Here is a 25465-nt window from a genome sequence, read left to right on the forward strand (position 1 = left end):
ACGGCATTAATCGGTATTAATCTTCGATGCGGTTTAATGCGCGGACAGCGCGTTTGATTTCGCGGAATGTATCGGGCTTATGGTTGCGCTGTTCTTCTTCCGTCATGCCGTCTGCATTCAGCGGTTCGATGTTTTTCAACGCACGGCTGTATTCGCGTTCGGATAATCTGCTTTGTTCTACGTGCCAGCCTTTGCCGGCTTTTGATGCTGTCCACAAGCCGGTATGGAGATAGTAGTGTAAAACATCGTTTGCTAGCGTTTTCATATCGCTCTCAGGCTTGCTGCTGCCGATTTCCCTGCCGATGCGGTTGTTGCGCAAATCGACAGCGTTATCGGCGGCAAGACGGCTGTAATAGTCGTTTTTGCCGTCTCGTGCGTCCATTTCGGCTTGATAGGCGTTACCGACTTTTTCTGCGGTTTCGCTGTCGAATTTAGACGCAATGGCTGCCTGCCACAAAGCATGGCGGACGGCATTGACTTGTGTACCGCGCCCGTCGCCGTTTGCGGTGTCGTCCAGCCCGGTTCGCAGGGCGAAGCGTGCGGCATTGCTGGAAATATTGCTTGAACGGTCGTGCTCCACGCCGATGGCTTGTGCGGCAACTGGGTGGTTCAGTACAAATTGGGTAATTTTACTCCGGCGGCTCTGGTTTTCCTGATAACTCTGGCAGCCTGCCAGCGCAACTGCTGCCAATACCGGTAAGACAATGTGTTTCATCATGGGGTATGACCGTAAATAATCGGCAGCGTTTTTTCTGCCGGAACGGTTTGCTGTTTGGACAGCTTGGATTTTAGCATTAAAGACCATCGGCAGCATGGATTTCGCGCAGCATTTTATCGAGAAAACGTCCTTGTCGTACCTGCTGGGCTGCTTGGGGATAGTTTTGCTCGGTAAAGGCTTGTTGCAGATTGCTGAACAAATCCGACTGAACTGTCAGGATTTCCTCTGCCAAATTGCGTAATGCTTCTTGATTTTGCTCGGCTTGCGCCTCCATCAAGGCTTCACGCCATTCCATCTGCTGCATGAGAAATTCGGGCGGGAAATGGGTATGTTCGGGAGCATCTGCATCAATATTATGGGCTTGCAAAAGATAGGCAGCGCGGTCGATGGGGTTTTTCAATACCCGGTAGGCTTCATTGATTTGCGAAGCCATCATGACTGCCTGCTTCTGCTCGAACGAGGAGGCGGCTGCAAACTTATCGGGGTGGAAACGGGCGGCAAGCACACGGTAGGTTTGCTCCAAAGCATTGCCGTCGATATCGAATTGGGCGGGAAGCTGAAAAAGGTCGAAATGTTGGCTCATGATGTCAAAAGCGGTATTGTTCAAGCAGGTAAGGCCGTCTGCAAAATCCTGCGGGAGAGCAGTTGGTTTTTGCAGACGGCATTCAATCAAACGTGGAAGCTTTCACCACAACCGCAAGAGTCTTTGACATTCGGGTTTTCAAATTTGAAACCTTCCTGCAAGCCTTCTTTGGTGTAATCAACTTGCGTACCGTCCAAATACACCAGACTTTTCGGATCGACAAATACTTTTGCGCCGTGTTCTTCAAATACGGTATCGTCAGGCGAGGCTTCATCGACAAATTCCAGATTATAAGCCATGCCCGAGCAACCGCTGGTTTTAACGCCCAAACGTACACCCAAGCCTTTGCCGCGGTTGCTTAAATAATGATTGATGTGTTTGGCGGCATTTTCGGTGATGGTAATCATGACAAACATTCCTTGATGAATAGGGTTTACAGACGGCATAAAACCTTATCCGGGTTGCTGTATCCCGGCCTGACAACGGCGGCCAACCGCTTATTGGGCAACAGTGGCGCGAATCAGTTTTTCAGCGTTTGCCAAACTGTTTTCAACGTCGGCATACTCGATTTTGCTGCCGGAAATCAGGTGGCGGGTATCGTTAAAGATTGCTTGGACTTTGCCATCGGTTTCGGTAACCAAAACGCGTAAGGGTAATTGCAGGGCAAATGCAGGGTCTTTCTGCATCAGCGGCGTGCCGGCTTTGGGCGTACCGAAGATAATGACTTTGGCAGGCTGCATATCCAAGCCGTTTTGCTGCGCGGCCTCACGGTGGTCGATAACGGCAAATACGGTCATGCCTTTACTTTGAACGGCGTTTTGCAAACGGGAAACGGTTTCGTCAAAACCATATTTGCTTGCTACGGTATGGGTCTGCATGGCGGATTGTTTCTGTATTTGTGCAGGCTCGGTGGCCGGCTTGTGGTGTTGGGCGCAGGCCGCGGCGCTTAAGACCAATAATACGGCGGCAGTTTGTTTTAACATGATTTTCTCCTGTCGGAAAAGTTTCAGAATGCCGCCGCGTGCTACGGCAGACCGTCTGCAAATTATTGCGCTTCTTTTTTCTTGCGGTAATCGGCTACTGCTGCTTTAACGGCGTCTTCCGCCAAGATGGAGCAGTGGATTTTCACCGGCGGCAATTCCAATTCTTCAGCGATTTCGCTGTTTTTGATGGCCAACGCATCGTCCAAGCTCTTGCCTTTTACCCATTCGGTAATCAAAGAAGAGGAGGCGATGGCAGAACCGCAACCGTAGGTTTTGAATTTTGCGTCTTCGATGATGCCTTCGTCGTTGACTTTGATTTGCAGGCGCATAACGTCGCCGCAAGCCGGTGCGCCGACCATGCCGGTACCGACAGAATCGTCGCCTTTGTCGAAAGTGCCGACATTGCGGGGGTTTTCGTAATGATCGATGACTTTATCGCTGTATGCCATGATGTATGTTCCTTATATTTTGTTGGTCGTTATCAGGTGTAGTGGAGGCGGAAAATACCGCCGGTTTGATTGGAAAATTTCAGAATGCCGTATCAATCGGGTGTTTTACAGACGGCATACGGCACGCCATTGGTAATCTCCGATACTGCCTTCGCGGTAGCTGTCCCATTCCTTGCTGAAGGGCAGCTTGCCGACAATGTTTTCTGCAGTGTATTCGGGAGCGCTCAAAGCCGTTGCATCGAGTTTGCGCTGTCTGTTCCATGAGAGGCAGTCAAATTCGGTTTCAAAAACGGCGTAACGGTAGGTTGCACCATTATTGTCGTACATTTTGCTGTGACCGTACACCTTCATGAGTTGGGCGGTACGGCGACCGTTTTTCAGCAGGTAAACGGAACTTTTCTTCACGTAAGTGCCGTCTGTGGCCTGTATCCAATCTCCACGCGGTGCGGCAGGCTTGCCGGACAACATGGGTATACCGGAACAGGCTGACAATAACAAAAGGGTGGAGATGCTGATAAAAGCGGTTGTTTTCATGGGTATGATTTCCAAGAAATCGGATAAGGGCGGCAGGCAGGCCGCCCCACTCGAAGGCGGTTAGTGTGCTGCCCACTCAATCGAATCTAAGTCAATGCCGTCTTTAAACATCTCCCAAAGCGGAGACAGCTCGCGCAGTTTGCCGATTTTGGATTTAATCAATTCGGCAGCATAGGCAACTTCCTCTTCGCTGGTCATGCGGCCGAAGGTGATACGCAGCGAGCTGTGTGCCAACTCGTCGTTCCGGCCTAATGCGCGCAATACATAAGAAGGCTCTAATGATGCGGAAGTACAGGCCGAGCCGCTGGATACGGCAAGCTCTTTAACGGCCATAATCAGGCTTTCGCCTTCGACATAGTTGAAGCTGACATTCAGGTTGTTGGGCACGCGGTGTTCCAAATCGCCGTTGATATAGACTTCTTCGATGCCTTCGATGCCTTTTAGGAAAATATCGCGCAGTTTCAAGTAGTGGGCGGTATCTTTTTCCAAGTCTTCTTTGGCGATACGGAATGCTTCGCCCATGCCGACGATTTGGTGGGTCGGCAGGGTGCCCGAACGGAAACCGCGCTCGTGGCCGCCGCCGTGCATTTGCGCCTCCAGACGGACACGCGGCTTGCGGCGGACATACAGTGCGCCGATGCCTTTGGGACCGTATACTTTGTGGCCGGACATGGAGAGTAGGTCAACTTTGGCTGCTTCTACGTCAACAGGTACTTTTCCGCAGGCTTGTGCGCCATCAACGTGGAAAATGATTTTGCGTTCGCGGCAGATTTCTCCGATGGCAGGAATGTTTTGTACTACGCCGATTTCGTTGTTGACCCACATAACGGAAATCAGAATGGTATCGTCGCGGATAGCGGCTTTTAATACTTCCAAATCCACCAAACCGTTTTCCTGAACGTCCAAATAGGTAACTTCAAAGCCTTGGCGTTCCAATTCGCGCATGGTATCGAGTACAGCTTTGTGTTCGGTTTTAACGGTAATCAGGTGTTTGCCTTTGGTTTTGTAGAAATTTGCCGCACCTTTGATGGCGAGGTTGTTGGATTCGGTTGCGCCGCTGGTAAACACGATTTCTTTTGAGTCGGCATTAATCAGCGCGGCGATGTCGGCACGGGCTTTTTCTACGGCTTCTTCTGCCGTCCAGCCGAAGCTGTGGCTGTTGGAGGCCGGGTTGCCGAACTGCTCGGTCAGGTAGGGAATCATTTTTTCCGCCACGCGCTTGTCCACAGGGGTGGTGGCTGCATAGTCCAGATATACGGGGGTTTTAACGGTCATGGTCTGTACTTTCTTTTTGGCATTTAGTGGATGTGTGTAAAGGTAACGACTTGGCTGCCGTTGCCGGTGTTCTTCTGTTCAATAATGCTTTGCAGGGTTACGCTGCTGAGATAATCGTTGATGGTTTTATTCAGATTTTCCCATAAATCGTGTGTCAGGCAGGGTGTACCGTGATGGCAGTTTGCTTTGCTGCTGCATTGAGTGGCATCGAGTTTGTCTTCAGCTGCTGCGATGATTTGAGCGATGTTGATTGTTGCGGCAGGCGCGGCAAGAACGTAACCGCCGCCGGGGCCGCGCAGGCTTTCAACCAACCGCGCTCGGCGCAGTTTGCTGAAAAGCTGCTCCAAATAGGAGAGGGAGATATTTTGCCGCTCGCTGATTGCACTGAGCTTGACTGCTCCTTTTTGGGCATTCATGGCCAAATCAATCATGGCTGTTACAGCAAAGCGGCCTTTGGTAGTGAGTCTCATGATGGTGCCGGTAGGGCTTTTTTATCGTTAAAAAGATTGTCTAATAGCTGAGTGTTTTAGTCAAGTATCCTTACGGATATTTTGATTGTTTGTATTTATGGGCAGGGTTGCCAAAGTCAAGCATTATTGCTGGCGGATTGCAGCAAAAAGCCGTCTGCAAAACAACGGTTTGAAAAACTTGGTGTTTATCAACGCGTTTTGCAGACGGCCTGATACTCCATTTTTTCCGATTACCCGATAAAGCCTTTCAGATTACGGGTTTCGGTAAGACGGCGCAAAGCGGTCATGTATGCGGCAAGACGGGGGTAGGTTTTGTACTGCTCTTGTGTTTCCCATACCTCATCGAAACTCATTTTCATGTTTTTTTCCAGTTTGTCGTTGACTTCGGCCTCGCTCCAATATAAGCCGGCTTTGTTTTGAACCCATTCGTAATAGGATACAACCACGCCGCCACCGTTGGTCAATACATCAGGCAAAACATCAATACCGTTAGCAAAGAAATATTTGTCGGCATCATTGGTGGTCGGGCCGTTCGCGCCTTCCAAAATCACTTTGGCACGGACTTTTTCCATGTTTTGGGCGTTAAGCTGATTTTCCAGCGCCGCCATGAACAATACATCGACATCCAATGCCAGCAATTCTTCCATGCTGATGGTGCTCATGCCGCTTTCGGTATAGCCTGCAAGCGAACGCCCGTTGGCATTGGCGTATTGGTATGCGGCTTCGATGTCCAAACCGTTCGGATTATAGAAACAGCCGTTTACATCACCGATGGCCACAATTTTCACGCCCTCGCGGTGCATCAGCAGTGAACCCACGCTGCCTACGTTGCCGAAGCCTTGTACGGCAAGGGTAATGTCAGACAAGTTTTTGCCTTTTTTGCTCAGATAGCTTTTCAGGGTAAACATACAGCCACGGCCGGTAGCTTCGTTACGGCCGAGAGAGCCGCCTACTTGCAAAGGTTTGCCGGTAACAACACCCGGGGTCCACTTGCCTTCGAGCGCGCTGTATTCGTCTGCAAACCAAGCCATAATTTGCGGATTAGTCCCGACATCAGGAGCCGGCACATCTTGCTCAACACCGATAATCGGGCGAATGGCACGCACAAAAGCTCGGGTAAGCCTCTCTTGCTCACGCGGGCTGAGGGTTTTCGGATCAACTTTGATGCCGCCTTTACCACCGCCATAGGGCAGGCGGGCAATAGCATTTTTAATGGTCATCCAACCCGCAAGCGCGCGCACTTCATTTTCATCAGAATCAGGATGGAAGCGCAAACCGCCTTTTGCCGGACCTAAAATAGTGCTGTGTTGGGTGCGGTAGCCGGTAAAAACTTCGATTTGGCCGTTATCCATACGGATAGGCAGCGATACGGTCAGCTCGCGCTCGGGGTGGCGCAATACTTCATAATCATTTTGTTCGTAGCCTAATGTTTTGGCAGCCTCGTCTAAGGTATTAAGCAGGTTTTGGTAGGGGTTGTAACCGGACATGTGATGTTCTCCTGATTTGCGTTTTCATCGGATCGTTTGCTCCGACAACGCGCGCATCATATCACGAATTGGCTGCCGTGTAATTTCTTGTAGTTTCCAAGGAGGGTAAATATAGATAAAGGATACACAGTTTTAAAAATTAAAAAATTAGACAATATGTATAAATTTTAATTTAATTACTATGATTGATTTTAATATTAAACAAAATATATTGCTATTTTGTCCAATTTGCGTATAATGCCCTAAACGACATTTATCCACTTTAGGATTTTTTTAGACAAAGGAATATCATGCAACTGGATATCGACCGTTTGGTTGCTTATTTCGGCGGAGTCAATGCGCTGGCGGAGGCGCTGAAGCAGCAAGACCCCGATAATGCGGCCACCACAGCTGCAATTTACAAATGGCGCGCACGCGGTTCGCTGCCGCTTTCACAGCTGCAAAAACTGACTGCTCTGGCTCAGGCGCAGGGTCGGCCTCTTGATTTAAACGCTTTCTTACAAAAAGAAGACTCTTTGGAGAAAATTGAAATGACACAGACCAACCGCGTAATCGTTTTCGATACTACCCTGCGGGACGGCGAGCAGTCGCCCGGCGCATCGATGACGAAAGAGGAGAAAATCCGCATCGCACGACAATTGGAAAAAATGGGTGTGGATGTGATTGAGGCAGGTTTCGCCGCCGCCAGCCCCGGCGATTTCGATGCGGTTCATTCGATTGCCAAAATCATTACCAAATCAACCGTCTGTTCGCTTTCCAGAGCCGTAGAGCGCGATATCCGCCAAGCGGGCGAAGCCGTTTCCCCCGCGCCGAAAAAACGTATCCATACCTTTATCGCCACCAGTCCGATCCATATGGAATACAAGCTGAAAATGAAGCCCAAGCAGGTTGTCGAAGCGGCGGTAAAAGCGGTGAAAATCGCTAAAGAATATACCGATGATGTGGAGTTCTCCTGCGAAGATGCGCTGCGTTCGGAAATCGGCTTTTTGGCCGAAATCTGCGGCGCGGTGATTGAAGCAGGTGCGACCACCATCAACATTCCCGATACGGTAGGTTACTCGATTCCCTACAAAACCGAAGAATTTTTCCGCGAATTGATTGCCAAAACGCCGGGCAGCGACAAAGTCATCTGGTCGGCACACTGCCACAATGACTTGGGTTTGGCCGTGGCCAATTCGCTGTCGGCACTGAAAGGCGGCGCGCGGCAGGTGGAATGTACGGTCAACGGCTTGGGCGAGCGTGCGGGCAATGCTTCCGTGGAAGAAATCGTGATGGCATTGAAAGTGCGGCATGATTTGTTCGGCTTGGAAACCGGTATCGATGCCGCCCAAATCGTGCCTTCTTCCAAGCTGGTCTCTACCATTACCGGCTATCCGGTACAGCCGAACAAAGCGATTGTCGGTGCCAATGCTTTTGCCCACGAATCCGGCATCCACCAAGACGGCGTGCTGAAACACCGCGAAACCTATGAAATCATGTCTGCCGAATCGGTAGGCTGGGCGGCAAACCGCTTGAGCTTGGGCAAACTTTCCGGCCGCAATGCGTTCAAAACCAAGCTGGCGGAGCTGGGCATCGAGTTGGAAAGCGAAGAAGCTTTGAATGCGGCATTTGCCCGTTTTAAAGAGCTGGCCGACAAAAAACGCGAAATTTTCGATGAAGATTTGCACGCGCTGGTGTCGGACGAAATGAGCATGGCGCAAGACCAATATAAATTTATTTCGCAAAAAATCACTACCGAAACCGGCGAATTGCCCGCTGCGGAAATCGTGTTCAGCGTCAACGGTACGGAACACCGCGCCACGGCCAACGGCTCAGGCCCGGTAGATGCGATTTTCAAAGCCATCGAAAGCGTGGCGCAAAGCGGCGCGGCTTTGCAGATTTATTCTGTGAACGCAGTAACGCAAGGTACGGAAAGCCAAGGTGAAACTTCGGTGCGGCTGCAGCGTGGCGGACGTGTGGTCAACGGACAGGGCGCAGATACTGATGTGCTGGTCGCCACGGCCAAGGCTTATCTTTCCGCGTTGAGCAAACTGGAGTTTGGTGCCGAAAAAACCAAAGCGCAGGGCAGCGGTACGGTTTGATTTTTAAACGCCGACACTGAAAGGCCGTCTGCAAATTCCCCCGTTACAATTATCACGGGAATTTGCAGACGGCCTTTTCTCGTTATATATCGTGTCAAGCTACATTTATTCATGAAACAGTGTCGATGAAATAATAAATCAATACAATAATTTAACTTGTGATAAGCGTGGTATCACAATTAGAAATCGTCTTAGAGGCCGTTACAGCGACATTTGACCGCCCTATTAAGGGTGCTCAAGATAAACCGGAAGGCTTTGCTAAAAACATGAAACCCATCAAAAGACGGATAAATTTGAAGAAAATATAAAAAAGCCGGTTTGCAGGCGGTACAGAAGGCCAGCTTGCTTATTATCCGACTATATTTCTGTTACCATGCAGCTTTTGCCTTTTGTACTGAAACAGCATAATGACGCTTTTATATGCCTATCTCGGCTTGATCATTTCGGCATTTACCTCTGCAACCCTGTTGCCGGGAACTTCGGAAGCGGCGTTTACGGCATTTGTTTACCGTTATCCCGAAGAGTTATGGACGGCTTTGCTGTGCGTTGGTATTGCCAACGGTTTAGGCAGTATGGTGTCTTATTTTATGGGTAGGTTGCTGCCGGACAAGAAAAGGCCGTCTGCAAAAACGCTGCTTTATTTTCAGCGTTACGGAATTTGGTTATTGCTGCTGGCTTGGTTGCCCATTGTCGGCGATGCTCTGCCGCTGGCTGCGGGCTGGCTGCGCTTGGATTGGAAAAAATGTGCAGTAATATTGATTGTGGGGAAATTGTTGCGCTATGCAGTTATCGGCTTTGGAGTGAGTTTTTTATCAAATTGAAAACTCAAATTCAATCATCATCAACAATACTTCCTGTGCCACACTTTCAGCCGCTCCTGCCGAGCCTGTGATGACCGCCGCATTTTCTTCCTGCTCTACGGCCAAAAACCTTTGGTACAGCGACTGTTATTTACAATCTGCCGTAGTAATAGGGAGGCTGTTGATATATTGATGGCAAAAAGCAGAATCCTTTGATTCTGCTTTTTATTCAAGTTACTGCTGCCCCGGTTCTTTCTGATAATGCGGAGAACGCGGGCCGTAAAGAATGCCATTGGTTTTAACCGGCGACAACAGCTGGATACCGGCAGTTTGTGCCATATCGTAACCTTTATCGCCCAAGGTGCCGGCAACCTGATCGATTAATGCGCCGATCAGGGCAGCCAAAATGCCGTTATTATTGTTTTTCGCGGCTTCATCAGAAGCCCTAGCCGAACCGCTCCATAATTCTTTGCCGGTACGCGCATCAACCAGCTTGGCTTCGGCGGTTACGGTGGTAACGCTTTGGATAACTTGATAGCGCGTGCCGTAGTCTTTCACGGTAACATACAGCACGGCATCGTTACCGAAAATTTCATGCAGTTTGTTCAATTTAACATCGTGAATATCGGCCGCATTGGTCAGGCCATTTTGCTTGAAAGTTTCCGCTGCAACCGCCACCGGAAACACATAGTAGCCTGCTTCGGAAAGCGGGAAGGTGGTAGCCGTCAGCATTCCCCAAGTCGCTTTAACATCCGGCGATTCGTTTAAAGGCGGCAATACCAAAATAGATTTGGGATTGCTTTCTTTGAAGGCGGTGTAGTCGTAAGGTTGGGCTTTGTAGGTTTGGCAGGCAGCAAGAGCCAGTGTTGCAGCCAAAGGAAGAATGAAGCGGTTCAGTTTCATTTTTTAGCTCCTTTAGCTTTATTTTTCAAAAGAAAATCCATAAATTTACCGGATTCGGGGAAAAGTTGTTTTTCCGCCTCGAATTGAGATTTCGCGGCATCGGTCCGTCCCGCATCAATCAACAGCAAACCCATATGGGCATGAGCACCCGGCGCGGCCGGAAGTTGTTTGCGTTCCGCTTCGTTGAAATACTTTTCCATTTTACTGATTTGTCCGCCGACCGTGCTGTCATCGTTTTTCAAACGCTCGTAAACAGCATCATTATAGCCTTTCCAATAATACATCTGCTTGGGAGCAGAGCCGCAGGCAGCCAGCAAAAAAGCTGCAGCCAGCGGCAAAGCATATACGGCAATTCCGTTTTTCATACAGTCTCCTTAGCGGTTGGGCTGCCAAGTACCGTTATCAACAGCTTGCACCAAATTGTTTACCGCTTCTCGAATCGCCAAATCCAACACTTTGCCGTTTAAAGTTGCGTCATAACCGGAAGTGCCACCGAAACCGATGATTTCACGGTTGGACAGCGAATATTCACCGGCACCTTGAGTAGAGTACACAATTTCCGAAGTTTGGACATTAACAATGTTCAGAGCAACTTTGGCGTAAGCAATCTGCGACTTGCCGCGCCCCAAAATACCAAAGAGCTGGTGATCGCCTACATCTTTACGCCCAAATTCTGTAACATCACCGGTAACGACATAACGTGCCGCTTTCAGATTTTGAGCTTTGCCGGAAATACCCGCCTCTTGTTTTAATGCACTCAAATTGGTGCGGTTCAACACATTAAAACGGTTGGTTTGTTGCAAATGCGTAGCTAAGATGGTTTTGGCTTGACTGCCCAAACGGTCCTCACCATCAGAGAACACGCCTTTTTGGAAGCTGGAACGGTTGTCGAAGCTGCCGATAGAAATCGGCGTGCGCACACCTGTATATTGCGTATTGTAAGAAGCAACTTTAGCAACTTCCAAGCTGCGTGAAGATTCAGTCGCACAACCGGCCAGCAGACCTAATGCAATGGTGCAGGCAAGAATAGTTTTCATCATGGTCATAAATAGTTCTCCAATAGATTGATTAAATTAATATTACCAATTGACATATTACATGATTTGGTAAAGAAATGCAAGATTAAAGTAGATACTTATTTCTATTTAAACCACCGTTTCCAAAACAGCCGTTTATCATCCGCAGTCTCGGACTGCATCGAGGCCATCTGAATATCTTGGCTGTATGTCCTAGCCTGATTTTCAGACGACCTTGTGTTTTGAACAGCATTCAGCCGGTTCAAGTATTCGGCATTGGCCACATGCAAGCAGCTGTTGTCGGCGAGTAGGGCGTTGATATGCTCGTAGGCTTCACTGTTTTCTGTTTCAAGCGCCCTGATTTGGGTTTCAGCCGCAACGAGGCGGTCATATAAATCACGCCCATGCCGAAGTGCAGGAGATTCAGGGTTGTTGAACAATACCCCGACAATCTGCTTTTTAAACGTATTGGCGATTTTACGGCAATGACGGCTTATCCGTTCCCCCGCCTCTTCAATGTCCAAATCCACCAACTCTTCTTCATCGATATAGAAAAAACCGCCTGCTTTGACTGCAATCTGAAAAACAGGAATCCCCGCTATTTCAAGATCACGGCATTTTGGGTGGTTGGCCGACAAACCGTTGCTATGGAAAAACTCAAACGCAATCTGACCGTTCCAATCGCAGCCACAGTTTCTTTCTGCTCCGCAGTCAGTTTGCTTCCGTCTTTTTCATCATACAACCAGTTGCTGATAACCGGGGCGACGGCTTCTGCGCCACCTGCGGCTATGGCAGCCGTCATCGCATCGTTACCGCCCGCGGCAGCAACTGCTGCGCCCAGTACCGCATGAGAGAGTATATGAGCGGCTTCTTGCTTGGCGGTTAATTTGCCGTCTGCGTTGTCTTTTGCCAAACCTTTGAAATGCTGACCGATTTGATAAGCGACGGCAGGGCTGACGGTTGCGGCGGCAATACCCGCCACGCTGTCGGTCGGGGCACTTAATCCCGCCGCTACCATATTCAGGCCGGTGCTGCTTCGGCGGTTTCGGTGCGGATGTTGGTATAGGTGGCTGTTGCTTGTGTAGCGTCCCGATTGTTGTTGATGACGATGTTGCGTACTGCAGCCGCCGCATTTTGTACGGCCTGTACGACAGGGACGTTGACGGCTAGGGTTAAGCCTTTTTGTTCGATGGTGCGTTGGTAATACATGGTATGCTTGCGTGCAGGGGTACGCACCCTACACATGGAGTTTAGAGTTTATGCAGGCTATGACTTGCTGTTACATGCTTCAGTTGGGTATTGCCATTTGATAATAATATATGTCTTATGCATCATTTCATTATATGATACAAAAATAGCCTCAGATAATCGACATATTCCATTGAAACCTATTAAGTTAATCCTACTTTTTAATATGTTATTTATTTTTTTATAGTCATTTTTATCTACTTCTATATAGAATTTAATAATAGCTAAAGGGCCTTGTTGAACAGATTCAATTTTATTGATTTTATAAGGGGCAATAATAGATGGAATTTCATTTAATATCCTTTCGGTTCTTATCGAATAGTCTTTTTTATATCCAAAATCTTCTTTATTTCTCTCGAAGTTGCTTAAAAAAAATAGTAATGGCACTAAAATGCAAGTAAAAACCAAAATTTGATATTTTATCTTGAAAGGAGGTGTTTCCAACTAATCATCTCCTATGATTCTACCAATTTTAATCATATTTGCTTTTCCTACAGCCCCGGATGTAGTACCTGATGTACTAATCCCAAACTCAAAAGAAACTTTCCCACTCGGTGTTTTATTGGCTCCTACACACGAGAAATATCCGCACCCTGCTATCGTTGTGGACTGCCCTTGAAGTGTATTAGTTATAGTTTCCCATAGTCGTGCTTTTTCAATAGGTGATAAATTATTGATATGACCTGCGATAATACTTACGCTTGGAGCTCCTAACAGTTTTTTAGCCCCGCTACTTTTTATATTCGGCTCCCCTGAAACACCTAGGAATATTTCACCTGTAACTCTATTTACAGCTAGGTTCAGACCATAATTTAATTTGTCTGAGATGGGGAGATTAATCTTTGTACTCCAATAATGGATAGATGGATTATCTGACCATGGAATATCGTAATACTCCACAAATGAAGGTAAAGGTTTTGCTGGATTATTCGTCCCATAAGAAGCTAACTCTCTTTTTGTCAAATCTCTACTCAAGTCAGCTTCTGCAACATATTTCTCACATAATGCTATATCTCCATTTTCTGCGCATGCGGATTTTAATCTTTTATTACGCTGCCTGCTTATTACGTACAACTCCTTTTGAGCCTCACGATAACATGCCGCTGCATTTTGATTTTGAGAACAAGAGTTAACCTTACTTTTATAATTATCCCAATCTTGTTTAAGAAGATAATTATTCTCCACCGCATTTATTGCAGCTTGGCTACCCTGAGCCACATCCGCAGCATCACCCATCGCAACGCCCACAGCAGTCCCAGCCAGCCCGGCAATCGAAGCCACAGTCTCTTTCTGTTCCGCAGTCAGCTTACTAGCATCTTCTTCCCCATACAGCCAGTTGGAAACCACAGGAGCAACGGCTTCTGCACCACCTGCGGCTACGGCAGCCGTCATTGCATCGTTACCACCTACCGCTGCAACTGCTGCGCCCAATACCGCATGGGAGAGTATATGGGCGGCTTCTTGCTTGGCGGTTAATTTGCCGTCTGCATTGTCTTTTGCCAAACCTTTGAAATGCTGGCCGATTTCATAGGCAATGGCAGGGCTGACGGTTGCGGCGGCAATACCCGCTACGCTGTCGGTCGGGGCACTTAATCCCGCCGCTACCATATTCAGGCCGGTTTTCAGGTATTGCAGTTTGCCGAGTTCTTTTTGATAGTCGGTATCGCTGATTGTTCCGGCTTCTTTTTTCCTCTCCAGTTCGTCAATGTGTTTGTTAATCTCGGTATTTGCTTCCTGCACATTTTGGCTGAATTGTTGGCTCACTTCCCGCTGCAAGTCCAATTCTTGCTGTACTTTCTCCTTATCAAACACATTTTGCAGACGGCCTGAGGCGGCTTCGGCGGTTTCGGTGCAGATGTCGGTATAGGCTGCTGTTGCCTGTGTGTCGCTGCTGCCGAGAGATGCCGTCTGAAAGGTTATGTTTTTCAGACGACATGAATGATAAAGTTCATAGAACGCATGGATTTTAGGTTTCATGTAGATTACTGCTGGCTATGCCCCGATCCCATGTTTCAAAATATAATTATTTCATATACTTATTTCGTTTTTTAAAATTCTTTTAGATATTCATTATATCTAACGGCTTTACATCCGATAGGTTCGTAAAAAACAAAATGTCTGTATTTATCATGAGAATGCTCTGTTGATAAAGTTTTTATAAACTTCAATGAGCTTATTTCATATGGGCATTTATAGTATACAATATGATTCAAGTCTTCTTTTTTTCTCTTATTTGACGTATATATAACTTGAGATACAGGTAGTCCCTCATTATCTACTTTAAGGGATTGTTCATAAATTAGTTTATTATTATAAAAAAAACTAATTTTCTGAAAATCAATATTCTCTATAAAAATTTTGGCATAACTCCATTTAAAATTAGTTAATTTTTTGATTGAAATATCTGTGTTATTTTTAAAAATATATTCTTCATCGTATATTTTCTCAACGTATATAAGGATAAGTTTGAAAAGCATCACATATAAAAAAAATATAATCATAGAAACTTTAAGGAATTTAGCGTATAACACTACCAACTCCTTTTTTAATATTATTATTAAGTTCTTTTCTGCGTTGCTGAATTTTTTTACCAGCCCCTGTATCATCTAAAACTCTAAGATTATCTTTAGAAGCTTGGTAATGTTTTTTATCTAATATCTTCCTTTCTACCTTATACTTTCCATTTTTTCCTTTTGTCGCTTGATACAATCCCTCAGTTGAAAAATGATATAAGACTTTTTCAGCTAATTTTTTATTTGAAATATTGGGATATTGCAGTGCAATATCTCTACCAATTTTATTATTTAATTGATCAACCAACTCATCAGCTTTATTTAGTGGTAAGTTATCAAAATTTGAATAATCAGTTCCATTTCTACTCTCATGAGCATTACCAGCCTCTTTTGCTATGTTCTCACCAAATTTTTTTGTGATTATGGCTTGCCATAAGGCATGACGATAAGTATTTCCTATGCCACCTTCTCGTACTAAGTCTTCTTGACTAACTACCTCTTTTAATAGATTAATTTGGAATGTTGAAGCAATTGTGGAAATGTTTGGATCTAATTCAGAAGCAGGATTTTTGCTTGCACTCCCTATCTGAGCAGCAATAATAGGATGTTTGAAAATAAAAATAGCCTGTAGTAAGTAATCATTATTCTCCACCGCATTCTGTGCCACCTGCCCACTCTGAACCACATCTGCGGTATTGCCTGATGCCGCACCCACAGCAGAACCATACAAACCGACCAGCGCGCTGACGGAAGATTTTTCTTCGACACTCAGCTCTTTGGTATCTTTGTTGTACAGTATTTGGGCTAAGGCAGGTGCAGCCAGTTCCGCCCCACCTGCCGATAGGCCGGAAAGCAGGGCGTTGTTGTCTGCTGCCGCTCCGCTCAATACACCGTTCAGAATATGCAGGGCGATATGTTCTTTGCTGCCTTCTTCGGGGCGGTTGAGATTTTTTAGAAGGCATGAATGACAAAGTCCATAGAATGTATGGATTTTAGGTTTCATTCAGGCTACCCCTTGTCAGTATCACCCCAGTATGGAATATATGACTTACAGAGAAAGAAAAAAAATGATGTTCCGCACAGAATACTTAAAAATCCTTCATACCCTACATAAATAGTTCCTGAAAATAGAAATAGTATTAACATCATTTCTGCGTATAATAATAAAAATGAAATTATTATGACGATATGTAACTTTTGTTTACTGTTTACCTCTATAAAGTATAATAAAATATCAAAATTTGTTTTACATAAAAATCCAATAGTTTTTCCAAAACCATATAGACTTGGTTTTTTTTCATGAAATTTAAGCATTTTTATTATTTTCCTAATATGGTTTTAACATTTTTCATTGGGTCAATTTTTCTTCTCCAATCTGGAACTTCAAGAAGAATTATATTATTGTTTCCTATAAATTTATCTAGAGTTCCTTCTCCTGCTTTTCCCACGCCATAATTTATAATTTGTTTCTTTATATCTAAAGATCGTTCTAGAAATTTATTCTCTGTCCCAGACCACATCAGCATTTTATCCATATATTTATCCAGTCCCTTCCCTATTATGATGCCTAATGAGGCATCATATGATAAATCAGATAACTTATATTGCTGTCCTTCAATGACAACGGCTGTAAAAGCACCTTGTGTGACTGATGAAATAGCAGTAAATGCATACGTTTTCCCTCCAATGACAACAACGGGAGAAGCTAAAGAAAGCATTACTAATCCTTGCAAATAATCACTTCCTGGATTCTTACATCCATAGCAACTACCCACTTTTTTTGCAGCGTCCATTGCCTTTTCAATATTTCCTGTTGCTTTATAGGCTGTTTGGAAAGCACCAGACATATTATCAAGTTGCTTTAAATATGAATCATTTAAATTAAATGGTCGCGTTTGATTATTCTCTATTGAATTTATAGATGTCTGATTACCCTGAGCCACATCAGCAGCATTACCTGTCGCAGTTCCCACAGCACTCCCAGCCAGACCCGCAATCGCAGACACAGTCTCTTTCTGCTCCGCAGTCAGTTTGCTTCCGTCTTCTTCCCCATACAACCAGTTGGAAACCACTGGAGCAACGGCTTCCGCGCCACCTGCGGCTACGGCAGCCGTCATCGCATCGTTACCGCCCGCAGCAGCAACTGCTGCACCCAATACTGCATGGGAGAGTATATGGGCAGCTTCTTGTTTGGTGGTCAATTTGCCGTCTGCATTGTCTTTTGCCAAACCTTTGAAATGCTGGCCGATTTGATAAGCCACGGCAGGGCTGACGGTTGCGGCGGCAATACCCGCTACGCTGTCGGTCGGGGCACTTAATCCCGCCGCTACCATATTCAGGCCGGTTTTCAGGTATTGCAGTTTGCCGAGTTCTTTTTGATAGTCGGTATCGCTGATTGTTCCGGCTTCTTTTTTCCTCTCCAGTTCGTCAATGTGTTTGTTAATCTCGGTATTTGCTTCCTGCACATTTTGGCTGAATTGTTGGCTCACTTCCCGCTGCAAGTCCAATTCTTGCTGTACTTTCTCCTTATCAAACACATTTTGCAGACGGCCTGAGGCGGCTTCGGCGGTTTCGGTGCGGATGTCGGTATAGGCGGCTGTTGCCTGTGTGTCGTCCCGATCGTTGGCTATGCTGATATTTTTGGTACCGATGCCGCTGTATGTGGTGCTGCTTTGGCTGTTGCCGTCCGTGCCGTAGCCTATGCTTTGAGTTGCGCTGTGGGTGGCGTTGCCGTCTTTATCGACGGTTTGCCCGTTCCAACCGCCGCTGACATTGCCGCTGGCGTTGATACCGATGCTATCGCCTTCATAGCGGCTGTAGTTTTGGATGTTGCGGCTGCCGAGTGAGGCCGTCTGCAAAGAGTTGTTGCCTGCGGTTTCGGCTTTCTCTGTGGCGGTAATGATTGCGCCTTTGAGTTCGGTATGGTTGTGTACGGTTACATTGAAGCCGTTGTCTCCGGCAAAGATGCCGGATTGTTCGGTAATGCTTGCATGGTCGGCGTTGAGGTGGCTTTGGTTGCCATTCGCGCCAGCGGATGCGCCGTAGCCTACGGTTGCTTGGGCGCTGATGTTTTGCTGTTTGCTGCGGTAGGTGGCGGTATCTTGTACGCTTTCGATGGTCAGGTTGTCGGCGGTGAGGTCTATGCTGCTGCCTTTGACTTGCGCGCCTTTAATCAGGGTATCGCCGCTGCTGCGGATAAGGGTTTGGCTGTCTGCATCGCCGATATGGCTGTGGCGGTGGGTTACATCGTCGCCGTTGCCGTAACCTTTGCCGTGGTTGCCTCCGGCGGTAATGCCGAAGGCGAGTCCGTTTTGTCCGTAGCTGACGGCGACTCCGGCATTCCAGCCGCTGCTCTTATTGCTGCTGCGTTCGCGGTGGGTTTGCGCGGCGGATTGCAGGGTAATGCCGTCTGCAGAGAGCAGGGTGCCGCTTTTGCCGGCAATGTCGGAGCCGGTAACACGGATATGGGCATTGTTGCTGTCGTTGTCGGCCATCAGGCTGACTTGTCCGCCTGCGTTGATTTGGCTGCTTTGGGCAGTTGTACCTTCGGTATGGTTTTGGTTAACGCTTTTTTGTTGTCCGTAGGTAAGGGAAACGCTGATTGCTTGTGCGGCGGCTTTGGGGTCGGCAAGGGCTTGTCCCAATGCTTGGTCTGCGGCACGGATATCCCATGCGGCGTTGGCGGCAGCCATGGCGTTAACGCGGTCGTTTTTGCTTTTGCCGATGGTTTTTGCTGCTGCAACGGCGCTTTGTACGGCCTGTACGACGGGGACGTTGGCGGCTACGGTAAGTCCTTTTTGTTCGATGGTGCGTTGGTAGTCGGTTGCGTAGGTATTTTGTGCGGCTTCGATGTTGATGTTTTGCGCCTGAATCTGTACGTCGCCTGCGGGGGCGGAGACGGTAGAGCCGGTTTGACGGTAATCGCCGTCAGACTGAATCAGGGTGTCGCCGTATAAGCTGCCGACGGTGCTGCCGTTGTGAGCGGTGGTTTGGCGGCTGGTAGCCGTAGCGTCTTTTTTGCTGCCAAGGGTAAAGCCGATGCCGCCGCTTCCCATCAGGCCGGATTTTTTGGTTTGATGGAACTCGCTGTTGTCGTAACGGCTTTGGGCGGCTTCAACGGCAATATCGCCGCCTGCGGTTATTCGGGTTTGCTTGTCGCTGATGATGTCGCTGCCGCGTATCAGGGTATCGTTGCCGCTGTTGAGCAGGATACGGCTGCCGGTAATGCTGCCGGAGACGGCTTCATTGTTGTTGCTGCGGTATTGGTCGAGACGGGACTTTTTAGAAGCAAACGAGCCGGATTTGTGATAGCGGGATTCTTCAAACAGGTTGGTTTGCCGGCCTTCTGTCAGGCTCAGGCTGTTTTGGGCATGGAGGAGGATATTGCCGCTGTTGCTGTTTATTTCTGCTTGGCGGGTGCTGATGTTGCCGCCGCTCAATACGATTTTGCCTTCTGCTTGGATTCGGCTGCCGATTTCGGAAGTTTGCGCTTCGCTGCGGTAGTTTTTATCGTCGCTACGGCTGTGCTGCTCAAAGCCGATGACTACCGTGCCGGAGTTGATGCCTTCACGCCCCAGCAGCAGGACATTGCCTGCGCTGCCGATTTCGGCGGCATTCAGGTGCAGACGGCCTTGCGCTTCGGCTTTCAGGCTGCCGCCTTTATCGGAAACGTATAATCCTGCTACGCGGCCGATATGGGTGTTGCTGCCGCTGAAACCTTTGCCTTCGGTTTCGGTACGGTTTGTCGGCGAGGTGATGTCGATGTCGTTGCCGGCGGTTAAGTCGAGACTCTGCTCCGCGCTGATGCGGCCACCTTTGATGCGGATGTTGTTGGCGGCGTTCAAGCGGGTACGGCGGCCTTTGATGTAGCCGCTGTCTGCCTCGATGTCGGCGGCAGCCAAGTCAACCAAGCTGCGGCCGGCAATGGTACCGCCGCTGACGATACCGTTATCTACGTCCAGTATGATGGTTTCGGCGCTGATCAGGGAACCGCCCGGTTTCAAATCGCCTTGGCGCGGCTTCAGGTAAACGGTGGGCGCGAGTACGGTTTGGACGCTGCCGTCGGGCAGGGTAACGGTTTTGTTTTCCAGCCAGACGATGTCACTGGTTAATCGGGCAACTTGTTCGGCCGACAGGGCAATGCCGAGGCTGAGCTTGAAGGATTTGGCATAGCTGATACCGGCATCCATCAGGGCTTTGAACTGCGCTTCGTCATTGGAATAGCCCTCCAGACGGCGGTAGCCGGTTAATCGTGCAATCTGCTCGTTGATGCTGCGCTGCTCGTAAAAGCCGTCTCCCAAGCGTTTGTGGATGTGATTCGGATCTTGGTTCAGGGCTTGCAGCATGTAATCGCTGCCCAGCCATTGGCGGTAGTTGGCAAAGGCAGGATCGGTTTCAATCAGAAAGCCGGGATTTTGTGGATTGATGGAGAACAAACTACTGGTCGGCAGGTTTGCTGCAGGCGCGCCTTGTTGCGGCGGTATGTTGTCGGGCGGTGATGCCTTTGCGGGGTTCGGCGTTCCGATACGGGTAATTTGAGGGAGAATACCTTTAACCAAACTGCCGGCCCGGATATGCGGTATATCGGCGGACGTTGCTGCTTCCGTTTCGGACGGGTTCAGTCCGCTGCCTGAAGCAGGGGTATCAGGCAGACTGCTTGTTGCCGATGTATGCTCCAGTACGGTGGATACTGCCAAATCGATGGCGGTTTGTCTGTTTTCTTTGTAGTCGAGCCGATCGTCCCAGTCTCTTTGGTGGTAGCGTTTGAAGCCGCCGCGCCAACGGGTACGGGTGTATTGGGTAGTGCCTTCGTCTTCTTCGTAGGCAAAAGCGGGGGTAGGAAGATTATTGATATTCTCCAAACCGCCCAACAGGGTTTTGCCTGCCAGTATTTCGCTGTTATCGTTGGTTACGCTGCCTTCGAGCAACATATCGCCGCCCGATGCAATGCGCGCAGGATCGCTTTTGCCTACCTGATCTTGATATTTCCGACGGGTAAATTTCAGCTCGGTAAAGTCTTTAATCTCTCTTTGGAAGCTGTTGTTGTATGCGTCGATTTTGGCAGACAAAGCCTCAAAAGCGGCGCTGTTGGCTTCTTCCCATTGGTTGTATGCGGCAAGTTCGGCCAAATCGCTCTCGTATTTGGCTTGAGCTGCTTCGTATGCATTGCAGAGCGCCGCATCGTAAGATGCGGATGTGCTGTCGCAACTGCCTGCCGGCGGTTCTGCCGGTTTTTTCAGGGTTTCGCCGTCTGCTTCGAAGTCCTGTTCGCTTACATTGGGTACGGGGGGCTCGCCTTGAGGCGCTTCGAGGCCGAAATATGCCCACAATTTGCTGTCGGCAGAATAGTCGATCAGGCTGTCCGGAATCGGCGTGCGCCCGAACTCAAAATTGCTTTCGTCATATTCGGCAGCAGATTTGTTGACTAACTTTCCGGCTCTGCTGAAACTTACCCACTTGAAATCGGATCTCTGCAGCCGCTCCTGAGTGCCGCTTGGAATGATATAGTCAAATGCTTCCGGTGTTCCGACTTCTATACGAGGATTAATATCAAAATGTTCGTTACGGTTGAGCAGGGTACCGGCACGCACCGTCATATCGCCTAAAGATTCGATGGACGCACTCAGATTGCGAATATCGGCTGCTTTTTCCTGCGCCTGATACTTGTCGTCCAAACTGCCGCCGATGGCCATGTCGCCCGCGCTGAAGAGCAGGGCGTGTTCACGGTTGGCAATATGGGTCGCGCCGATGTCGAGACGGCTGCGGGCGGCAACCACAGCAGCTTGAGTGGTCTCGCCGACTGTTTCTTCGCGGTTGGTGAATTGTTGTGCGGAAAGGGCGATATGGTCGCCGTAAATTCTGCCGCTGCCGATGTTTTCCAAATTGTTCGTACTGTCGATAAGGGTCAGACCGTTGCTGTTAATCATCCCCCGATTGGCGATGTTTTGCGCGTTCAGTCGGGTATGTTTGTCGGATTGGATAATGCCTGAAGCCGTATTGTCTATTTCTGCGGCTTTCAGTATGACGGCTTCGCCGCCTTCAAGCGTATGGGCATTTTGCAGACGGCCTTGTGTCGAAAAATTCAAGGTGCGTCCGGCTTGAATATCTTGTGCCGTAATAAAGCTGTCTTGCAGTTGGACATCTATGTCCCGACCTGCGGCAAGTGTGCCGTCCGAACCTAGAGACTTGGCTTGAAGGGATATGTCTTGTCCGGCAAGAATACTGCCGCCGTTATTTTGAATGGCAAGGGTATTTTGGGCGTTTTCGGTGATGAGAACATCTTTAGCCGATGTGATTTGACCGCCGTTGTTATCAAGGCCGTCTGCAAGTTGCAAGACGGTTCCGCTATTGCTGCGGATAGTGCCTGCGCTGTTGTTCAAGCCGCTGGTGCGGATATGCAGACGGCCTGCATGGATGCCGCCGCTGCGGTTGCTGAGGTTGCGGCTGTTGATGGCAATCTCGGCGGCAGTTATTTTGCCGCTGCCGTTATCCAAATTTCCGGCGGTTAAAGACAAATCGGAGCCGGAAAGGATTTCTCCGGAAGTATTATCCAAATCAGCCGTTTGCAGCGTCAGACTTTCTGCGGATGCTATGGTGCCGCTGCGGTTGGCTGTGTCTGCAGCCGTCAGCGTCAATGTGTTTTCAGAGAGAATACTGCCTTCCGAATTGTTTAACTCCGCCGAATGCAGAGCCAATGCTCCGACTGCGGCCATTTCTCCTTGCCGGTTGTCGAGATTGGCGGTATTCAGGGTCAATGTTTCGGCGGCGGAGAGGGTGCCGCTGCGGTTGTCCAAGTCTTTTGCGGAAAGAGCCAGTGTACCGCCTGATACCATCTCTCCCGAACGGTTGCTCAGATTGCCTGCTTGAAGGGATAAATCTGCGGCGGCTATTTTGCCTGAATTGTTGTTGAAATTGCCAAGCACCAGCGTCATTGAGCTTCCCGAGCTGATGATGCCGTTTTGGTTTTCTGTATCGGCGGCATTGAGCTTGAGCATGCCGGAAGCGGCAAGCGTACCGTTTGAATTATCCAAATTTGCCGAGGCAAACAGAAGGTTTCCGGCTGCTGTAATTTTACCGCCCTTGTTGTCGGCATCTGCGACGGCCAGTACGGTATCTGAGGCGGCAATTTCACCGTCTTTATTATTCAAATCTGCCGCTTCCAAAGACAATATGCCTGCGGTATGGATTCTGCCTTCGCGGTTATTCAAGTTGCCTGTGGTGATGTCCAAGCCTTCAGCAGACGAGATACGGCCTGCGGTGTTGTCGGTATCGTCTGCCTGCAGCGTCAGCATGCCTGAAGCGGTGATTTCACCGTGAGTGCTGTTTAATTCCCCGCTTTTAAGCGATAGGGTTTCTGCCGCACTTATTCTGCCGCCCGTATTGTTGAGTGCGGTAGCGGTCAAATCAAGCGAACGGGCGGTAGTAATCGCTCCTCCAGCATTATTCAGAAGCTCCGTATGCACGCCGAGATTGCCGGTTGCCGCAATTTCTCCGGCGCTGTTTACAACAGTTTCCGACTGTACAGACAAAGCACCTCCGGAAACAATCATGCCGTCTGCATTATTGAGGTTTCGTGCTTTTATATCTGATGCTTTTAAGGCGGAGAGGCTGCCGGCATGATTATCGACCGTTCCGGAACGTATATTCAGGCGTTCTTGCGTATGCAGACTGCCGCTGCGGTTGTTAAAAGTATCTGTACGGATATCCGCAGTCTGTGCCGTAATGCGGCCGCTTTGGTTGTCCAACCGCGCACCGGAAACGCTGAGCGTGTTTACATTCAGCTCACCGCGGTTGCTTAGGGCGTTTTGGGTGCTTAAGGCCATACTGCCGTTGGCGGTAATGCTGCCGCTGTTGGAGAGGCCTTCGGCAACGGTGATGTTGCCGTCTGCAAAAGTAAGATTGGTTGCGGCGGGTTGTTGGCTGATGCTGCCTGATGAAGCGGCTGTTGTCGGGGCGGTGATGATGTCAGACGTTGTAGGTGCAGTAGGGGATTTTGAGCCGCTTGAAGTATCGATTTGTGGGTAGCCGATATAGCCGCCGTCATTATCCAAACGATTGCTATGGAGCGCCAATGCCTGCAAACCGGTTTGGGCGATGTTGCCGCTGTTTTGCAGACGGCCTGTATTGATGTCGATACGGGCGGCATTGATGTGGCCGCTGTTGTTCAGGGTATGTCGGTTGCTGAGGGACAATTCGTTTGATGAGGCAATCAAACCGCTGTTGTCGAGATTTTGCGTGGCGATGGCGGCTTGGCCTTGCGCGGAGAGCGTGCCACTGTTGTCCAAAGCGGCTGCGTTGACGGAAACGGCCGCGGTATTTGGACTGTTTTGTTGTTTATCCGAAGCAACGATGCTGCCGCTGTTGCTGATTTTACCGTCGGCAGAGAGGGTAACGCCGCCTGCCGCGGCGAAGATTTGGCCGGCATTTTGAACCGCTGCGCCGCGGTCGGTACTGATCAGGGTAATCTTGCCGGCATACATACCGCCTAATGCGCCGGCATCGATGGCTACAGCAGGAGCAGGGGAGGTAGCGGGAACAATTGCTGTGGCGCCGTTGGAAGCCGTTATGTCGTTATTGCCTGCGCTAACGTGCAAGTCTTGCGCCCAAACGCCTGCATTGATTTGGGCGGCACGACTGAGAATGCGGGTGTAGTCGGCACTCGAAGTATCCAAACCGCCGTCGTTTACGGCAATATTGCCGCCGCGCACTTCAAAGCCGTGCAATATGCCGTCTGCAAATACGGGTTTGCCTGTGGTCAGCGTTACGCCGGCAGCGTTGATGAAACCCGCACCATTAACCTGAATACCGGCGGGATTGGCCATGATGACTTCGGCACGGCGGCCGCCGACTTCGATGTAACCGTTTAACAGGGAAGGGGCGGCGCTGTTGATTTGGTTGACGATAACCCGTGCTTCTCCGCGCGCCAGCCACGGATTGCCCTGAATCCAACCACCCGACTGTGTTTGTACGCTGCTGCGGCTGTTGTTGAGAATGGCGCCGTTGCCGTCCACATCAAATTGACGGTATTGATTGAGCGATACGCCTACCGCGCTCGGGGTTTGGATATTGATCTGCGGCAGGCCGTTTGCCGTTTGCAGTACAGTCGGCTGTTGGCTGCCCGGTGCGCTGCGGTCGGCATGAATTGCGGAAGCGTGAACCATTCCCGCCAACCCTAACGTCATCATCACCGAAAAAGTAAGTGTATGGATTTGGGTGCACAGGTTGCCGAATGTGGAAACAGGGGATTTTGCAGACGGCATCATGCCTGTACCGCTGCCGTCTTGAGCGGATTTGCCCTCGCGCAATGTATTTTCGGCAACCGCCACCATACAGCCGCGCTTTTTATTGAAGATGACTTTGTAGCGGTTTTTATTCATGATTCTCCCCCGGCCGGTTATTGCTGCTG

At 49.0% G+C, this 25465-nt stretch carries 22 protein-coding genes; 2 read left to right on the forward strand and 20 right to left on the reverse strand.

Annotated features, from left to right (window positions below; translation table 11 throughout):
• Positions 1 to 16: 16 nt before the first annotated feature.
• The 9 genes from EL111_RS05925 to EL111_RS05965 form a co-directional block, all read right to left on the reverse strand.
• Complete coding sequence (locus EL111_RS05925; protein WP_123796287.1) at positions 17 to 718, reverse strand: DUF6973 domain-containing protein; 702 nt, start codon at positions 716 to 718, stop codon at positions 17 to 19.
• A 76-nt stretch (positions 719 to 794) separates the two neighbouring features.
• Positions 795 to 1301 (reverse strand): Fe-S protein assembly co-chaperone HscB, encoded by a 507-nt coding sequence (hscB, locus tag EL111_RS05930; RefSeq protein ID WP_123796302.1) that lies wholly within the window; start codon positions 1299 to 1301, stop codon positions 795 to 797.
• 86 nt (positions 1302 to 1387) lie between these two features.
• Positions 1388 to 1708 carry an iron-sulfur cluster assembly protein IscA gene (gene iscA, locus EL111_RS05935; RefSeq protein ID WP_123796286.1) on the reverse strand — a complete coding sequence of 107 codons (321 nt, stop codon included), beginning with the start codon at positions 1706 to 1708 and terminating at the stop codon, positions 1388 to 1390.
• Between the two features lie 90 nt (positions 1709 to 1798).
• Entirely contained in the window at positions 1799 to 2284 is a 486-nt protein-coding gene (locus EL111_RS05940) for a DUF302 domain-containing protein (protein ID WP_123796285.1), read from the reverse strand.
• A gap of 62 nt (positions 2285 to 2346) precedes the next feature.
• A complete protein-coding gene (gene iscU, locus EL111_RS05945) occupies positions 2347 to 2733 on the reverse strand; it encodes a Fe-S cluster assembly scaffold IscU (protein WP_123796284.1) in 387 nt (128 codons plus the stop codon).
• Positions 2734 to 2838: 105 nt separating this feature from the next.
• Positions 2839 to 3267 carry a surface-adhesin E family protein gene (locus EL111_RS05950; RefSeq protein WP_123796283.1) on the reverse strand — a complete coding sequence of 143 codons (429 nt, stop codon included), beginning with the start codon at positions 3265 to 3267 and terminating at the stop codon, positions 2839 to 2841.
• Between the two features lie 60 nt (positions 3268 to 3327).
• On the reverse strand, positions 3328 to 4542 hold the full coding sequence (locus tag EL111_RS05955) for an IscS subfamily cysteine desulfurase (RefSeq protein ID WP_123796282.1): 1215 nt from the start codon (positions 4540 to 4542) through the stop codon (positions 3328 to 3330).
• A gap of 23 nt (positions 4543 to 4565) precedes the next feature.
• Positions 4566 to 5012, reverse strand: a complete 447-nt coding sequence (gene iscR / locus EL111_RS05960; RefSeq protein WP_123796281.1) for a Fe-S cluster assembly transcriptional regulator IscR — start codon at positions 5010 to 5012, stop codon at positions 4566 to 4568.
• A 230-nt stretch (positions 5013 to 5242) separates the two neighbouring features.
• The gene (locus EL111_RS05965; protein ID WP_123796280.1) at positions 5243 to 6499 is read right to left on the reverse strand and encodes a Glu/Leu/Phe/Val family dehydrogenase; all 1257 of its coding nucleotides are present in this window, start codon (positions 6497 to 6499) and stop codon (positions 5243 to 5245) included.
• 290 nt (positions 6500 to 6789) lie between these two features.
• Between EL111_RS05965 and EL111_RS05970 the strand changes: the two genes are divergently transcribed.
• Both EL111_RS05970 and EL111_RS05975 read left to right on the forward strand, forming a co-directional pair.
• Positions 6790 to 8580, forward strand: coding sequence for a 2-isopropylmalate synthase (locus EL111_RS05970; RefSeq protein ID WP_123796279.1), 1791 nt, complete (start codon positions 6790 to 6792; stop codon positions 8578 to 8580).
• A gap of 407 nt (positions 8581 to 8987) precedes the next feature.
• The gene (locus EL111_RS05975; RefSeq protein WP_123796278.1) at positions 8988 to 9401 is read left to right on the forward strand and encodes a YqaA family protein; all 414 of its coding nucleotides are present in this window, start codon (positions 8988 to 8990) and stop codon (positions 9399 to 9401) included.
• 213 nt (positions 9402 to 9614) lie between these two features.
• Here EL111_RS05975 and EL111_RS05980 read toward each other — a convergent pair whose 3' ends face one another.
• The 11 genes from EL111_RS05980 to EL111_RS06030 all read right to left on the reverse strand — a co-directional run bounded on the left by EL111_RS05980 (position 9615) and on the right by EL111_RS06030 (position 25436).
• Positions 9615 to 10277: a DUF799 domain-containing protein gene (locus EL111_RS05980; RefSeq protein WP_197717784.1), complete on the reverse strand. Its 663-nt coding sequence runs from the start codon at positions 10275 to 10277 to the stop codon at positions 9615 to 9617.
• A 2-nt stretch (positions 10278 to 10279) separates the two neighbouring features.
• The gene (locus EL111_RS05985) at positions 10280 to 10648 is read right to left on the reverse strand and encodes a DUF4810 domain-containing protein (RefSeq protein WP_123796276.1); all 369 of its coding nucleotides are present in this window, start codon (positions 10646 to 10648) and stop codon (positions 10280 to 10282) included.
• Between the two features lie 9 nt (positions 10649 to 10657).
• Positions 10658 to 11329, reverse strand: a complete 672-nt coding sequence (locus EL111_RS05990) for a CsgG/HfaB family protein (RefSeq protein ID WP_123796275.1) — start codon at positions 11327 to 11329, stop codon at positions 10658 to 10660.
• A 95-nt stretch (positions 11330 to 11424) separates the two neighbouring features.
• The gene (locus EL111_RS05995) at positions 11425 to 11937 is read right to left on the reverse strand and encodes a hypothetical protein (RefSeq protein ID WP_123796274.1); all 513 of its coding nucleotides are present in this window, start codon (positions 11935 to 11937) and stop codon (positions 11425 to 11427) included.
• Positions 11898 to 12317, reverse strand: coding sequence for a hypothetical protein (locus EL111_RS10720; RefSeq protein ID WP_231998364.1), 420 nt, complete (start codon positions 12315 to 12317; stop codon positions 11898 to 11900). Before EL111_RS10720 ends, EL111_RS05995 begins: the two co-directional genes overlap by 40 nt.
• A 2-nt stretch (positions 12318 to 12319) precedes the next feature.
• Positions 12320 to 12508, reverse strand: coding sequence for a hypothetical protein (locus EL111_RS06005; RefSeq protein WP_123796273.1), 189 nt, complete (start codon positions 12506 to 12508; stop codon positions 12320 to 12322).
• A 57-nt stretch (positions 12509 to 12565) separates the two neighbouring features.
• The gene (locus EL111_RS06010; protein ID WP_123796272.1) at positions 12566 to 12991 is read right to left on the reverse strand and encodes a hypothetical protein; all 426 of its coding nucleotides are present in this window, start codon (positions 12989 to 12991) and stop codon (positions 12566 to 12568) included.
• Positions 12992 to 14524 (reverse strand): VENN motif pre-toxin domain-containing protein, encoded by a 1533-nt coding sequence (locus EL111_RS06015; protein ID WP_126325845.1) that lies wholly within the window; start codon positions 14522 to 14524, stop codon positions 12992 to 12994.
• A 71-nt stretch (positions 14525 to 14595) separates the two neighbouring features.
• Positions 14596 to 15078 carry a hypothetical protein gene (locus EL111_RS06020; protein ID WP_123796434.1) on the reverse strand — a complete coding sequence of 161 codons (483 nt, stop codon included), beginning with the start codon at positions 15076 to 15078 and terminating at the stop codon, positions 14596 to 14598.
• Positions 15065 to 16063, reverse strand: a complete 999-nt coding sequence (locus EL111_RS06025; protein ID WP_123796433.1) for a VENN motif pre-toxin domain-containing protein — start codon at positions 16061 to 16063, stop codon at positions 15065 to 15067. The genes EL111_RS06020 and EL111_RS06025 overlap by 14 nt, the downstream gene beginning before the upstream one ends.
• Before the next feature lie 316 nt (positions 16064 to 16379).
• Complete coding sequence (locus EL111_RS06030) at positions 16380 to 25436, reverse strand: two-partner secretion domain-containing protein (protein WP_126325846.1); 9057 nt, start codon at positions 25434 to 25436, stop codon at positions 16380 to 16382.
• Positions 25437 to 25465 lie beyond the last annotated feature (29 nt).

This window comes from Neisseria animalis, assembly GCF_900636515.1.
GTDB classification, from domain to species: Bacteria; Pseudomonadota; Gammaproteobacteria; order Burkholderiales; family Neisseriaceae; genus Neisseria; species Neisseria animalis.